The sequence below is a fragment of the Neobacillus massiliamazoniensis genome, assembly GCF_001048695.1.
In the GTDB taxonomy this organism is placed as follows: Bacteria; Bacillota; Bacilli; order Bacillales; family Cytobacillaceae; genus Neobacillus; species Neobacillus massiliamazoniensis.
The window spans coordinates 107,044-121,694 of sequence record NZ_CVRB01000001.1 but is presented as its reverse complement, the minus strand read 5'-3'; the positions used below and the strand labels follow the sequence as shown (position 1 = coordinate 121,694).

Genomic DNA, 14,651 nt, shown 5'->3' with positions numbered 1-14,651 from the left:
TGAACAATTCAGAAGATTCTTATAAAATAAATCTTAACTTCATCCTATTCGCCTTTTCGGTGGAAGGTAGTGAAGATATCTTTTAAAAATCAAATTAAATTTGACTGTTAATTTTCCACTCCCAGCCTTAGCCGGTTGGTTCAAATGGAATCGTAAAGCCAGTCCATACCACTTTTGTGTGTATTTGGGCTGGCTTTTTATGTTTACCGAACTTATGGACACTTTAATTTATTTAGATTAAAAAACTTTATCCATCCTACTTCCTCATTGAAGCCACAGCATGAATCAGGGGTGAGCAAATGCAAAAGCTAGCTTTTACTAACTCCTTTTCATCCTTAGGTAACGAACCGGCAATTCTTCTTGCTTCAAAACTAGCAAAAATCACACCGGGTGACCTAAATGCTGTTTTCTTTACTTCTGGCGGCACTAAATCCAATGACACCACATACAAACTAGTAAGGTATTATAGGAAATTAAAAGGCTATGACTTGGAACTGATTATTCATTATGTAAGAGATTCATATTGCCTATATAAATCTTTTAATGCAGCAATCAGCGCATTATTTGCCTTACCTAAATAGTAATTTTTTAACTGATCAAGAGGGATTTCGATTCCATTGCGTAAGCTATACCCTTTTAGGACCCTGGAGATATAATCCCTGCCATGTTCAGTAGCTAATGTACAGGAAGCATCCACAATTACTCCATATTGTTTATCAATTTCTGCAGTAATTGTTAAAGTTTCAAAAACATTACTGGCAGCCATACCTGTTGGCAGCTTAGCATGACCGGCGATAAATATGGTATTCATCTTATCTATCTCCCGAATAGTTTTTATTTTTAGAATAATACAATAAGGAGGTGATGTAAAATAGTAAGTCTTTAAAGAAAACTATCATTTAAGTTAAAACTATTGGAAACGGTTGCAGTGATTTTTGGAAAACAGGATTAACAAACAAAATGCTAATTCATATTTATATTCTACATAATTATTGAAATTAGGGAGGTAACGACATTGAAACAGATTAGACTTGCCATTGATGTTGGTGGAACATTCACAGACGTATTTGTTTTTGATGAAAATACAAGGAATATTTCAGTCACTAAAACTTCTTCTACCCCATCCAATCCGGAACAGGGAATATTAGATGGTATTGAAAAAGCCCAAGTAAAATGCGAAAACATAAAGGTCTTTTCTCATGGGACCACAGTTGGTACCAACGCTTTAATTGAAAGAAAACTTCCTAAGACTGCTCTAGTTACAACAAAAGGGTTCCGAGATGTCCCAGAGATCCGCCGAGGAACAAAACTAGATTTATGGGATGCTTATAAGGATACTGCAAAACCATATATTCAACGCCGGGATCGTTTTGAAATTAATGAAAGGATTGATTTTAACGGGAATGTTTTAATAGCGGTTGACCCTGAGGAAGTTCGTCTGCTTGCCCAAAAATTAAAAAAGCGCGGAACTGAATCTATTGCTGTTTGCTTCATGAATTCCTATGTAAATTGTGAAAATGAAAAATTAGTGAAAGAGATCCTTCAAGAAGAATTGCCAAATGTTTATGTTTGTGCCTCTAGTGAAGTTTTACCAGAAATCTTTGAACATGAGCGGATGAGTACAACGATTGTAAATGCAGTTTTAGGACCTATTATTAGTAAATATATTAGTACATTAGAAGGAGAGATGGAACAAAAAGGTTATATGGATGATATTCTTGTGCTCCATTCCGGCGGTGGAGTTATGACTTCAAGCACTGTTCCCCGTTATGCAGCAAGGATTGCGAGCTCCGGCATTGCAGCCGGTGCAATTGCCAGTAAGCATATTGCAAAGCTATGCGGTTTTAATAACGCCATCGGTCTTGATATGGGAGGGACAAGTACTGATATTTCTCTCATGTACGATGGGGATATAAGAATCACGAAGGATTGGTTTATCGAATATGGCTACCCAATTGGTTTTCCAAGTATTGAAATCTTAACGATTGGTGCTGGCGGCGGTAGTATAGCTTGGAAGGATGAGGGAGGTTCCCTGCGTAATGGTCCACAAAGTGCAGGTGCTGTCCCGGGGCCAGCTTGTTACATGCGTGGCGGTGAAGAACCTACTAACTCTGATGCCAATTTAGTTCTGGGACGGCTTGGGGCAAATCTATTAGATGGAAGCATGCAGTTGGATGAAGAGAGAGCCCTTCAAGCTGTTAATAAAATCGCAAAAGAGTTTAATTATTCAACTCTTGAAGCAGCCAATGCAATTATCGAATTAGCCAATGCGAATATGTGTGATGCAATAAGATTAATTTCGGTAAGACGCGGTTATGATCCAAGAGAATTTGCCCTAGTTGCCTTCGGCGGGGCAGGTCCATTACATGGTGCATATTTAGCGAAGGAAATGGAAATCCCGACTGTTATCGTTCCTCCTCACCCAGGTGTTGCTGCAGCGATGGGATGTCTGCTAGTGGATGTACGCCACGATTTATCGAAGACATACGTGAAAAAATTTGATCAGGTGTCATCAGAAGAATTAGACATTGAATTTTCCGAATTGGAAAAAGAAGCAGATCAGCTGCTGGATGATGAAGGAGTAGCAAAGGAAAACTCCACACTTATGCGTTATATCGAAATGAGATATAGCGGTCAGTGGAGATCTTTAGCGATCCCAATCAGTTCAAAGGCTCCTTCATTAGTCGAAACACTAGAAGCTTTCCACCAGGAGCATGAACGTGAATATGCGTTTTCTAATCGAAATCAGTCTGTTGAAATCTATGGCCTACAATTAACGGCGATCGGAACTGTTCCAAAGCCGGAGTTTCCTAAATATGGGCCATCAGGCAGTTTAGCGGATGCCCTTAAAGAGATAAGAGAAGTTTACTTTGATAACGAATTCGTTCCAACTAAAGTTTATGATCGTGAAAGAATCCCTGTTACTTCTGAAATTCATGGTCCTGCTATCGTCGAACAGCTTGATGCAACAACGGTAATTCCACCAGAGTTTACTGCTGTTGTTGATGAGTATAAAAATATCATTATAACTGTTAACAAATAAGGAAGAGGTGAAAAAGAGCATGAGCAAAATTCAAACGGCTAGTCATGTCCAAACCAATCGGTTAGATCCCGTTACATTTGAGGTTTTAAAAAATGGATTTGTTAACCTTGTAGACCAAATGGCAGAACAAATTTTAAGAACTTGCTATTCCTTTGTTATTTACAGCAGAGATTTTAGCTGTGCCCTTTGTGATGCAGACGGGAATACGGTGATGCAAGGAACACAGGACATTTCTGTACATGTGGGGACATTGCATTTAACAGCAAAGGCTGTTTTAGAGGATTTTAAAGATGATATCCACCCTGGGGATGTCTTCCTTGTCAATGACCCGTACCGTGGCGGAACCCATTTTAATGATACTCGAGTTATCTTACCTGTATTTTATGAAGGAAAATTAATCGCACTCATGCAAACGAATGGTCACTGGGCAGATATGGGCGGATCAACGCCGGGTTCTTTCGATATTACCGCAAAAGAACACTTTGGTGAAGGAGTTCGGATTCCGCCGGTAAGGATTTATAGCAAGGGCACCTATTTAAAAGATGTAGTAAATGTATTGGTTGCCAATATGCGTGTTCCAGAGGAACGAGTCGGTGATTTATGTGCCCAAGTCGAGGCTGCCAAGGTCGGGCAGACTCAATTGCTGGATATCGTCAATAAATATGGAATTGATACTACATTGATTGCATTTGAAGAAGTGCAAAATTATGTTGAAAGGTTGGCAAAAGCGAAAATTGCTTCTTTAGATAAGAGGACGTGGGAGACTGTTGATTTCATTGACATGGATCCAGAACTAGGGGACGGACTTATTCCAATCCGTGTTAAAATGACCATTTCTGATGAGGAAATTGTGTATGATTTGACTGGTTCACATGAATATATTAGCTGTTTCTTAAATGCTGGATTTGGTGCCTCATTATCTGCTGTCTATGCGGGTACTAAAACCTTTTTCCCAGAAATTCCGTTGAATTCAGGTTTTTATCGAGTGGTCAAAGTGAAATTGCCTGAAAATTCCGTTGTTAATGCTCCGGCTCCTATAGCTGTAACTGGTTTTTGTTCGGGTGCATATGAAAAAATTATGAATGCTTGCTTCGAATTGTGGTCCTATATTTTTCCAGAAAGAGCATTAGCATGTTCCTTTAATCTTGAGTATTTATTAATCGGCGGATGGGATCAAAGAACGGAACAAAAAAATTACTTTATGTGGTATGACTGGATGGCAGGAGGTCATGGTGGCCGTTCAGGATTAGACGGAGCCAATGCAACATCCCCGGTGTTTGGCGTAGGCTTAAGTGTACAGCCATGTGAAGGACAGGAAAGACTGTCGCCAGTTATAACCACAAAGCATCAAATAATTACTGATTCAGGCGGACCCGGAAAATACCGCGGCGGATGTGGCGTTGAAAAAGGTGGTGTCCTAACAAAATTAAACAACTCGGTCATGTCCTATTGCTGTGATCGTGCCCGTTCTGTAACCTGGGGGATATTTGGAGGACTACCATCTTCACCACATGGAGCATGGTTAAATCCTGGACAAGAAAATGAACGATATTTAGGGGCCATTTTTTCAAACGTAAAGGTAAAGAGTGGTGACTCGTTTACAAGACCTTCAGCAGGAGGTGGAGGTTTAGGGGATCCTCTTGTTAGAGAACCAGAGGCAGTCCTTGAAGATGTGATTGATGAATACGTTTCGATCGAAAGAGCAAAGAAAGATTACGGAGTCATAATTAAAGAAATTGACAGAGACCTTGATCTATTTGAAATTGATTACGAAGCAACAAATGCAGAGAGGAATCAAATTAGAAGAGAACGGAAGCATTGGTTAGAGGTTGATCCAATGGTGGTGGAAGAAAAATACCTTAATGGTGAAATCGATAAGTTAGATGTAATCCGTCGGTATGGCGTGATTATAGATTATGGAACCAATAAAGCACTATTAAATTCGACAGCACAATATAGAGAATCTATGAGAAAACGTTCACTTGCTTTTTGGGAGTAAGTTATGAGGCTGACTCAAAAATACTGTTTTTAAATCTAAAATGGTATTTTGTGTGAGTCAGCCTTCTTTTTGTTTTCTGAATAATCAGTATTGTTGGTAAGCATAGAAATTGCATTTCTATTTTAAAAAATAATGAGAGGAAAGTGATATATGGAAAAACCAGTTCAATTACAAAGGTCTTTAAATTTCTTTCATTTAGTTTTATTGGGGCTGGCGTATATGGCTCCATTAACCGTCTTTTCCACATTTGGAATCGTGGAATCGATTTCAAAGGGGGTAACACCATCCGTTTACATACTTGCACTCTTCGCGATGCTGTTTACGGCTTATAGCTATGGCCGGATGGGTAAAGCGTACCCGATTGCAGGTTCAGCCTATTCTTATACCCAAAAATCAATCAATTCACACCTTGGTTTCATGGTGGGCTGGGCCATACTAATGGATTATATGTTTATTCCTATGATTAATTTTCTTGTTATGGGCCTCTATTTAACACAATATTTCCCATCCATTCCATTTAGCGTTTGGATCATCGCCATGATTCTGATTGTCACGATTCTCAATGTCATCGGAATGAAGGTTACCGTGACTATGAATATGATTCTTCTTGGATTTCAATACCTCGTGCTGATTTTCTTTATTATTTTAAGTGTAAAAGCTCTTCTTCATGGAACCGGTCAAGGAACAATCTTTTCTATTAACCCATTTATGAATTCACACACTTCTTTAGTCGCTATTTTTTCAGGAGCATCGATTCTTTGTTTATCCTTTTTAGGCTTTGATGCCCTCACAACTTTTGCCGAAGAAACGATTAAACCTGAAAGAACCATTCCCAAAGCCATCATCTTTGTTACACTTTTTGCCGGCATAACGTTTATCCTTATTTCTTATATTTCGCATCTGGTTCATCCGGATTTTACTTCCTATCAAAACCTTGATACAGCAGCGATAGAGGTAATAAAAATAATCGGTGGTACATTTTTTAATGCCCTTTTCATTGCTGCTATGATTGTATGCTGTTTCACTTCCGCTATGGCATCACATGCAAGCGTTTCTAGAATTCTTTACGCGATGGGGAGAGATTCTGTTATTCCAAAGAAATTTTTTGCTTATATCCATCCGAAGTTTCGAACACCTGTGAATAATATCATCCTTGTTGGGGTCATTGCCTTGGCATCCCTATTTACAGACCTTGTTACAGTTACATCATTTATAAATTTCGGTGCCTTAATTGCCTTTACGTTTGTTAACCTAAGCGTGATCGCCCATTATTTTATAAAAGGAAAACAAAGGTCGTTTAAAGGTACGGTTCTATATCTCATTCTTCCATTGATTGGGGCAATTATATCAATCAAATTGTGGAGTGGCTTAGATGGTAACTCCATGATGCTTGGAGGAATATGGGTGGCTGTAGGCCTTATCTATTTGGCATATAAAACCAAAATGTTCCGGGTCCAGCCACCGCAAATCGATTTTGACGATTCAAGTAACGAATTATCTTTGTAAGGAGAGGATACCATTGACATTCATTGCAGACATTGTGATTAGTGGAAACGCCGTTTTAATCGGGGAGGCAGACACCCCAGAACCTGCGGCTATTTTAATAAAAGAAAATAAAATTGCTGAAGTTACAGCAATAGAAGATTGTAAAAAGTATACGGATGAAAAAACGAAAATCTATCATTTTGAGGACCAACTGATTATGCCGGGTTTTCATGACTTTCACATTCATTTATTAATGGGCGGGCTGTTGAATGATAGTGTCCGGCTTCATTCTGCAAGGTCGGCAAAAGAGGCGGCCCAAATGGTCAAAAAATATGCCGATGCAAAACCGTACGAACCATTCGTCATCGGGTGCAGTTGGGAACAAAATCAATGGGAGGAAGGCGAGCCGCATCGCTGCTATTTGGATGAACTCATTCCGGACCGCCCCGTTCTCTTGTATCAGGCGGAGTTTCATAGTGCTTGGGTTAATTCTAAAGCATTGGAGCTGGCAGGGATTAACCGAGATACGGAAAATCCAGCATACGGAGAAATTGTCAAGGATGAGCATGGCGAGCCGACAGGGCTATTATTGGAGCATGCTGTGGGTCTGGTTACAAGTGTGCTGCCTATTAGTCTTGAAATAAAGGAAAAATTACTTGATAACTTCTTAAAAGAAGCAGCTAAAAACGGGGTCACGTCTGTCCATGACCTTTTAAGGATTCCAGACATGAGTGTCGAGGAGGCCGAGCTTTATGCCGATTATGAGGAAGCCGGCAAGCTGACGACAAGAGTTCATTTCGTCGCTCCATTGAATGGCGACCTGGAGTTAGCCAAGAGTTTACGAGACAAATATAAAAGTAATATGGTTCAATTTTGCGGCTTCAAGCAGTTTGCCGATGGTGTGACCACCAGTTTTACTGCCTACTTGCTCGAACCGTATTCCAACAATCTGTCTACAAAGGGAGGGACCGTGTTCCCGGAGGAAACGATCAAAAAATGGACAGTTGAGGCAGATCGGGAAGGATTCAGGGTCCGTTTCCATTGTATTGGAGATGGGGCGGTTCACTTGGCACTGGATGCATTTGAAAAGGCACAACAGGAAAATGGGGTCAGGGATTCGCGGCACTCGATTGAACATGTCGAAATGATTCATCCAAACGATATTGACCGGTTTGGCCAATTGGGGGTCCTTGCCTCAGTTCAACCGGAGCATATCAATGTCACGACAAGAGATGTCTACGAGGAACTCATCGGTGAAGAGCGAATGAAATATAACTATTTACTGAAAACCATGATAGATCGAGGCACAACCATGGTATTTGGCACAGACTATCCTGTCGTCGGGCTAAGCCCGCTGCCCGGAATTTATCGTGCAGTAACAAGGTTAGACGATGAAGGAGTTGTATGGGATGGAAACGAGCGCATTTCCTTAAAAGATGCCTTGTATGCTTATACAGCTGCACCAGCCTACGGTTCATTTCGCGAACAGGAACTAGGAACAATTAAAGCCGGAAAATTGGCGGATATCATTGTCCTTGATCGAAATTTATTTGACGTTCCTTACGAGGAAATTAAAAATACAAAGGTTGTTTTCACGATGGTAGACGGAAAAGTGGTTCATGAAATTGTTGAGGAATTCTCCTTATGAGCAAGGTGAAAATCGGTTTAATTCAACTGACGTGGCTGGAGATTGATCAAAAAAGTTCAGTTAATGAACAATAGTTAGGATGAGGGAAAATGAATAGGAATGTGATCATGATCAATAGAAATCGTTTAAAGGAACTTTTAGATAAAGAACTGCAGCTCTTCGAAGAAACTCACCCTCGTTCCAAGGAATTATTCGAGCGTGCCAAGAAAAGTTTAATCGATGGAGTACCGATGAACTGGATGGTCAAATGGGCTGGGAGCTACCCCGTTTTTGTGAAAAGTGGCCATGGTGCTCATTTTACCGATGTAGACGACCATCGGTATATTGATTTCTGTTTAGGTGACACAGGCTCTATGACAGGTCATGCCCCTGAAAGTGCCATTTCTGCTATTAAAGAGAGAATAGATAACGGCGTTACTTTTATGTTACCGACAGAAGATTCAGTCTGGGTAGGAGAAGAGCTTTCTCGCCGGTTTGGTCTACCTTACTGGCAAGTAGCGATTTCAGCAACAGACGCGAACCGTTTTGCCCTACGTTTAGCCCGACATCTCACCAAACGAAAGTATATATTGGTATTCAATTATAGTTATCATGGGACGGTTGATGAAGCCTTCATTACATTGCAAGATGGTGTGCCTATTCCTAGACATGGGAATATCGGTCCACAAACCGATGTTACTCAAACATCCAAGGTCGTAGAATTTAATGATATTGAAGCATTAGAGAAAGCTCTGGCTCCCGGGGATGTCGCTGCCGTTCTTGCCGAGCCAGCTATGACCAATATAGGTATTATTCATCCTGATCCTGGGTACCTAGAAGCTTTACGAGAAATTACTCGTCGTACGGGTACTATATTGATTTATGATGAAACGCATACGATGAGTGCTGGTCCTGGAGGTTATACTGGAACCTATGGGCTCAAACCGGATATGTTAACAGTTGGGAAAGCAATTGGTGCAGGGATTCCAACAGCTGTGTACGGTTTCAGTGAAGAACTAGCTCAGCGAATCCGTGGTACGATAGACATTGAGGGTGCCGATGTCGGCGGTATTGGAGGCACTCTAGCAGGGAATGCCCTATCAATGGCCGCAATGCGTGCAACCTTGGAAAATGTTCTTACAGCGGAAGCCTATGATCGAAATATTTCTCTAGCCAAACGTTTTTGTGATGGTGTGGAGTCGGTGATTAAAGAACATAACCTCCCTTGGATTGTTAAGCGTCTCGGTTGCCGTACAGAGTATTGGTTCCGTGACACTCCACCAAAAAACGGTGGGGAAGCCGCTTCAGCAGCTGATTATGAACTGGATCGCTACATGCACCTGTATGCTCTAAATCGAGGAATTTTAATGACTCCTTTCCACAACATGGCACTGATTTCTTCCCAGACAACAGTTGAAGATATTGATCGTCATACAAAAGTATTCCGTGAAAGTGTGGAATCACTTCTTGGAGCACGAGTATAATTTAACTATGATTATGTAACGGTAGCAGTTGGTTAAGTAAAGCAAAACATAGCTAAAAAATTAAGAAAAAGCCGACTTTTCACCCCAATAATACGTGAATGAATGTCGGCTTTTTTTATAGGTGTATTCAGTAAATGAAAAATTCGGCAGATTTTCAGTGCCCTCGAGTATTCTTAGGGCATTCTTATCCATTATTGTTTTTTATATTCTCCGATTGTTTTAATTGCAGCATTCACAAATTCCGAATTTACAACCTTATCTGCTGAAATGGGCTTCTTAATAGTACCTTGTTGTACATACCAGTCCTCATCAGATTGTATTGCCTTTGGATCAACGTAACCGTTTGGATCAAGGAGAGGCATATTCATTTGGTCAAGTTGGTCAACAGGTGTCTTCATGTACTCAGACATAATCTTTGCAATTTTGTCTTTATTTTCGCTTCCATTAATGAATGCGTTATCGTATGCCCTTACTCCTTTTAAATAAGCTGTCATAAAATGAGTAGCCAGGTCTTTTTTCTTAGCGAAATCTGGACTATACATGATAACACCAGTCTCTTCGTTAGGTGCATATTCCTGTGGATCTTTGAATGGAACTAAAATATTTTGCTTAATACCTACACTAATATTTGGTTCAATTTGCACTGCACCATCTATTGCCTTGTTTGCCATAGCAATGTTAAAGTCATTAAAATCATCTACAACCTTAAGGGTAATATCTTTTTCCGTAAGTCCACCTTTTTCTAACACTTTATCCAGTACCAATTGATTAATGTTTCCTTTGGAGGCAATTGCCAGCGTAAGACCCTTCAGTTGGGAATAATCCTTCACTTTATCAGCTACATCTTTTCGTAAAACAAATTCAAAAAAGCCCTTCCCTGGTTGATTCCTTCCCTGGTCAGCAACGATACTTACATTCAACCCTTGTTGAACTGAATTAAATATTGATGCTGAAATTAAACCAGAAGCTACATCCACTTGATTAGAAGTAAGACCTGTCATGGAATCTGCGCCAGAAGCAAAGGTCACTGGTTCAAACTTGATTCCTTCTTCCTTAAAGTAACCTAGTTTATCAGCTAAGACAAGACCAGCCATTGCTGGAGAGGGATCATCCATCGCTACTTTCACAGTTTGTAATTGATTTGAGTTGGCATTCCCTTGACTCGTAGCATTTGCGGAGGTTTTCGAGGAAGAACTTACTCCACAACCAGCTAATAACGAGGTAATGATCATTCCTGAAGCTAAGATATTTACAATATTTTTGCGATTCATTTGCAATCTCTCCTTCATAATCTATTTCATTTATTTTGGTTGTTCATTACTTCAATTTTTTTGGAATCACATTACTTCACTTTTCAACAGACCCCAAATTTCTCCAAATAACTGTTGAAATCTCTCACTTTGACGAACCTTTTCGATGGTTCTAGGTCGTGGAATATCTACTAAAAAACTTGCTGATATGGTTCCAGGATGAGAACTCATGACAAAAACACGATCAGATAAAAAAATGGCTTCATCGATGCTATGGGTAATAAACACTACCGTTTTGTTTGTTTCTTCCCAGATCCGTAAAAGTTCTTTTTGTAATTTGAATCTATTTTGCTCGTCTAAGTTCGAAAAGGGCTCGTCCATCAAAAGAATTTCTGGGTCGATGGCAAAAGCTCTAGCAATGCTGACACGCTGTTTCATTCCTCCAGATAATTGGTGGGGATAAGATTCTGCGAACTTAGCTAAACCAATTTTTTCAATATAATGATCCGTTATTTTTTTGATCTCTTTTCTTGGCAATTTTCGTATCTTAAGCCCATAGGCAATATTTTTTCGAACGGTCATCCAGGGAAAGATGGAGTCTTCCTGAAAAACTGTTGATTTTAAAGGCTTTTCAGAATCTTTATGTATGATCGACACGGTACCAGTAGATTTTTCTTCAAACCCTCCTAAGATTCGTAAAAGAGTCGTTTTACCACAACCACTAGGACCGACTATACAAACAAATTCACCCTGTTTAATCTCTAAAGATACGTTTTCAATAGCAATTACATTTTTCCGTGGACTTTCAAATTCTTTCCCCAATGAATCTATTTTTATCTTGTAATCTGCTTGATCCATACTCATGCAATACCTCCTAAGAGTGTTGATAGTAAACTATCTAATGTATGTATCTCAACTCTTCCAAGGCACGATCTTGGCCTCTATTTCATCTAAAAGCAGGTTAGAAAAGTACCCGATTAATGCCATCAATATAAAACCCACATACATATCCTTTATTTGAAAGATACTGTAGGAAATCCATATTCTGTAACCAATGCCTCCTGTGGCCCCTTCCATCTCAGCAGTCATCAGAAACAGTAGTGACATTCCAAGACCTAATTTTAAGCCAGTAAAAATCATTGGCAATGATCCTGGTAATGCAATGGTAGTGTAATACTCTAATCGTGAAGCCCCAAAATCCTTTGCTACATCCATATACCTCTTATCAAGCTGTAAAACACCTGTAACGGTGCTAATCAAAACAGGAAAAAATACACCAATCATGATCACAACATATTTTTCAGTTTCACCTAAACCAAAAATCAGCATGATTAAAGGCATAAGTGCAAGTTTAGGAATTGGATAAGTGGAGGAAATAATAGGGTCCAAAACATAACGTACTGGCTTAAAGAGCCCCATACTGAGCCCTAATAAAATACCTGGTATGGCTCCTCCTATGAAACCGATCAGTATCCGAGTAAGGCTGATTGTTACATCGTTAAGCAACTGACCAGATAAAATATCTTCATAGCCTTGTATCATTATTGAAGTAGGAGTAGGGAAAAAACGGCTATCTAATAACCCGATTAACACAAAAATTTGCCAAACTAAAAGTAGAATTATAGGAGTGACAACTGCCAGGAGTCGACGACGCCAAGCATTCTTTCCATATTTAAATGTAAAGTGTTTTTTAGTTTTTAAAGTCGTTTTGCTGAATGTTGATGTTTCCATAAACCCTCCTATACTGTTGTATCGATGTTTTATTGAATTTAAGTTTAAGGTGTGGAGTGAGGAGAAATATTTTTTATATTAACAATTAGCTACCATATATAATTTTTAACTAATTATGAGTTTACATTACCTCTGAAAAGTTATTGTAAATCCAACGTTAAGGTTTGGTAATAAATTGTTAAACAAGTATTAAAAGGGAAGAGATTTACAGGATTATAGGAGAGAAATGCTATAAAATTTGTATTTTCCTAGCAACTCGAAAAAAAGCGTAAAAGAATTTTCCTAAGTATAAAAGCTATCTCAAAAGAGGCAGCTATTTCTTATAATTTATTTGATGTCACTTTAAATGCTTCAAACTTCAATATTATAGGACAAAAAAAGGCGGCACAAAGTCGCCTTTTTTATGTGAAATTTTACCATATGTGAATAATCTATATTAAGATACAAGTGCAATACATTCTATTTACCGAGAGGATGATGATGATGGCAAAAAAATCAAAAAATAACAAAAAACAAAAATCCGTAGCCTCGAAGAATGGCAATGGCAAAAGCGATAATGCAAAAAAAGCTAACCAAAAGAATAAGAAAAAATAGACTGAACTATAAATTCAATCGCACTGTGAACATTATTTTCACAGTGTGTTTTTAGTACGTACTTCTTTAGAATGAAATAAAAAATAAAGGAATTTATTTCGATTTTGTGGAATTTAAATAAAGATTCGTTTAATAGAAGTTCAATCTTACACAATGGACTTTACGGAGTGATTATTTTGAAAGCAAAGCCAAGTGACTCTACTTCTCAAAAAATAACTGTCAAAGAACGGCTTATTAGATTACAAGATTTACTAAAAAAATATACTGATGAGGACAATGAATTAACCTTAAAACAAATTCTTGATAAATTTTATGAGGAATATGACGTTAACGTTGGAATAAAGGCAATTAGATCCGATTTGAAGGAGTTAGAAGAATCTAAATTATTTGATGTGACGATAAATCAAGAAAAAGACGGTGTTGAAAAATACTACAGCCACCAGAATCGATTGTTCGAAATATACGAATTGCGTATGCTAATAGATGCAGTTTCTGCTGCAAAGTTTATCTCTAAGGCGGAGACGGAAAATCTAATAAGTAAGATTGAAAAATTAACAAGTGAAAACCAAGCAAAACAACTAAAAAATAGGATTCTCGTTTCTGAAAGCGTAAAAAGTGAAGATCATAAAATAAAATACACGATTCATGAATTACATACGGCTATTTCAAATTCTCAAATAATACAATTTAAGTATGGAAAATACGATCTAAATAAAAAGTTCCAGTTTAATCGAAATGGAGAGTTTTACAGGGTAAAGCCATATGCTCTAGTTTGGAATAATGACTATTATTATTTGATCGGAGAATATTTGCCAAATACGGAAATCCGCCACTACAGAGTGGATCGAATGAGAGATGTTACTTCTTGTAACGAAACCTTTGTTTGTGATCCTTTTTTTAATATAACAAAGTATACCGAAAAGCTTTTTCACATGTATTCGGGAGAAGAGTCACTGATTGAAATTGAATTTGATGCACATTTAATCAATGTAGTGATTGATCGCTTCGGACGTGAGGTTGCTGTTCGTCCGATTGGGGAAGACACATTTCGCATTTCGACACAAGCTATCATAAGTGACGGATTAGTTCGTTGGCTGCTTACATGGGGGAGTGATGCCAAAGTGTTAACCCCTCTATCCCTTGTTGAGAGAATGAGAGAAGAATCGGAAAAATTTTATAAAAAATACCATTAACACTTGCTGAGGGGCAAGTGTTTTTACCTTTCCCTAAAATAGGTAAGGTTCAATTAAGAAAAGGTATATAATGGGATTATCGATCTAGAAGATCGAAGGAGTTGTAAAAATAGAATTGTTAATCAAATGGGTTAATATTTTCCGCTATTTAAAAGTATCCGGGTGATTAATTAAAGGAGAAAGTAACCCTTGTATATATTCAAATTTTTAAGAGATACTTTGCTAATCTTTAAATTTAGGCAATA

Annotated in this window: 10 protein-coding genes and 1 pseudogene; 7 read left to right on the top strand and 4 right to left on the bottom strand. The window is 38.5% G+C overall.

All coding sequences use genetic code 11. The annotated features are described in order from the left end of the window. Positions 1-293: 293 nt before the first annotated feature. Positions 294-482, top strand: a pseudogene (locus BN1082_RS00655) (aminotransferase family protein); the annotation flags it as partial. A gap of 23 nt (positions 483-505) precedes the next feature. Here BN1082_RS00655 and BN1082_RS00650 read toward each other — a convergent pair. Then, positions 506-811 carry a DUF3870 domain-containing protein gene (locus tag BN1082_RS00650; protein ID WP_090629502.1) on the bottom strand — a complete coding sequence of 102 codons (306 nt, stop codon included), beginning with the start codon at positions 809-811 and terminating at the stop codon, positions 506-508. A gap of 204 nt (positions 812-1,015) precedes the next feature. Between BN1082_RS00650 and BN1082_RS00645 the strand changes: the two genes are divergently transcribed. The 5 genes from BN1082_RS00645 to BN1082_RS00625 all read left to right on the top strand — a co-directional run bounded on the left by BN1082_RS00645 (position 1,016) and on the right by BN1082_RS00625 (position 9,638). Then, complete coding sequence (locus BN1082_RS00645) at positions 1,016-3,043, top strand: hydantoinase/oxoprolinase family protein (RefSeq protein ID WP_090629499.1); 2,028 nt, start codon at positions 1,016-1,018, stop codon at positions 3,041-3,043. Positions 3,044-3,062: 19 nt separating this feature from the next. After that, positions 3,063-5,042: a hydantoinase B/oxoprolinase family protein gene (locus BN1082_RS00640; protein WP_090629495.1), complete on the top strand. Its 1,980-nt coding sequence runs from the start codon at positions 3,063-3,065 to the stop codon at positions 5,040-5,042. 150 nt (positions 5,043-5,192) lie between these two features. Next, positions 5,193-6,548, top strand: coding sequence for an APC family permease (locus tag BN1082_RS00635; RefSeq protein WP_090629492.1), 1,356 nt, complete (start codon positions 5,193-5,195; stop codon positions 6,546-6,548). Positions 6,549-6,561: 13 nt separating this feature from the next. Then, a complete protein-coding gene (locus BN1082_RS00630; RefSeq protein WP_090629489.1) occupies positions 6,562-8,175 on the top strand; it encodes an amidohydrolase in 1,614 nt (537 codons plus the stop codon). 89 nt (positions 8,176-8,264) lie between these two features. Beyond that, positions 8,265-9,638, top strand: coding sequence for an aspartate aminotransferase family protein (locus BN1082_RS00625; RefSeq protein WP_245640258.1), 1,374 nt, complete (start codon positions 8,265-8,267; stop codon positions 9,636-9,638). Between the two features lie 191 nt (positions 9,639-9,829). Here the strand turns inward: BN1082_RS00625 and BN1082_RS00620 are convergent, their stop codons facing one another. The 3 genes from BN1082_RS00620 to BN1082_RS00610 all read right to left on the bottom strand — a co-directional run bounded on the left by BN1082_RS00620 (position 9,830) and on the right by BN1082_RS00610 (position 12,619). Continuing rightward, positions 9,830-10,909: an ABC transporter substrate-binding protein gene (locus tag BN1082_RS00620; RefSeq protein ID WP_176699603.1), complete on the bottom strand. Its 1,080-nt coding sequence runs from the start codon at positions 10,907-10,909 to the stop codon at positions 9,830-9,832. Positions 10,910-10,975: 66 nt separating this feature from the next. Then, positions 10,976-11,752: an ABC transporter ATP-binding protein gene (locus tag BN1082_RS00615; protein WP_342666622.1), complete on the bottom strand. Its 777-nt coding sequence runs from the start codon at positions 11,750-11,752 to the stop codon at positions 10,976-10,978. Positions 11,753-11,800: 48 nt separating this feature from the next. Beyond that, entirely contained in the window at positions 11,801-12,619 is an 819-nt protein-coding gene (locus BN1082_RS00610; RefSeq protein ID WP_090629483.1) for an ABC transporter permease, read from the bottom strand. A 770-nt stretch (positions 12,620-13,389) separates the two neighbouring features. Between BN1082_RS00610 and BN1082_RS00605 the strand changes: the two genes are divergently transcribed. Continuing rightward, on the top strand, positions 13,390-14,406 hold the full coding sequence (locus BN1082_RS00605; RefSeq protein WP_090629481.1) for a helix-turn-helix transcriptional regulator: 1,017 nt from the start codon (positions 13,390-13,392) through the stop codon (positions 14,404-14,406). Positions 14,407-14,651: the final 245 nt, after the last annotated feature.

Bases quoted from the DNA above. Each gene is read 5' to 3' on its own strand.
- BN1082_RS00650 (WP_090629502.1), bottom strand. From the start codon at position 811: ATGAATACCATATTTATCGCCGGTCATGCTAAGCTGCCAACAGGTATG.
- BN1082_RS00640 (WP_090629495.1), top strand. From the start codon at position 3,063: ATGAGCAAAATTCAAACGGCTAGTCATGTCCAAACCAATCGGTTAGAT.
- BN1082_RS00635 (WP_090629492.1), top strand. From the start codon at position 5,193: ATGGAAAAACCAGTTCAATTACAAAGGTCTTTAAATTTCTTTCATTTA.
- BN1082_RS00625 (WP_245640258.1), top strand. From the start codon at position 8,265: ATGAATAGGAATGTGATCATGATCAATAGAAATCGTTTAAAGGAACTT.
- BN1082_RS00620 (WP_176699603.1), bottom strand. From the start codon at position 10,909: ATGAATCGCAAAAATATTGTAAATATCTTAGCTTCAGGAATGATCATT.
- BN1082_RS00615 (WP_342666622.1), bottom strand. From the start codon at position 11,752: ATGAGTATGGATCAAGCAGATTACAAGATAAAAATAGATTCATTGGGG.
- BN1082_RS00610 (WP_090629483.1), bottom strand. From the start codon at position 12,619: ATGGAAACATCAACATTCAGCAAAACGACTTTAAAAACTAAAAAACAC.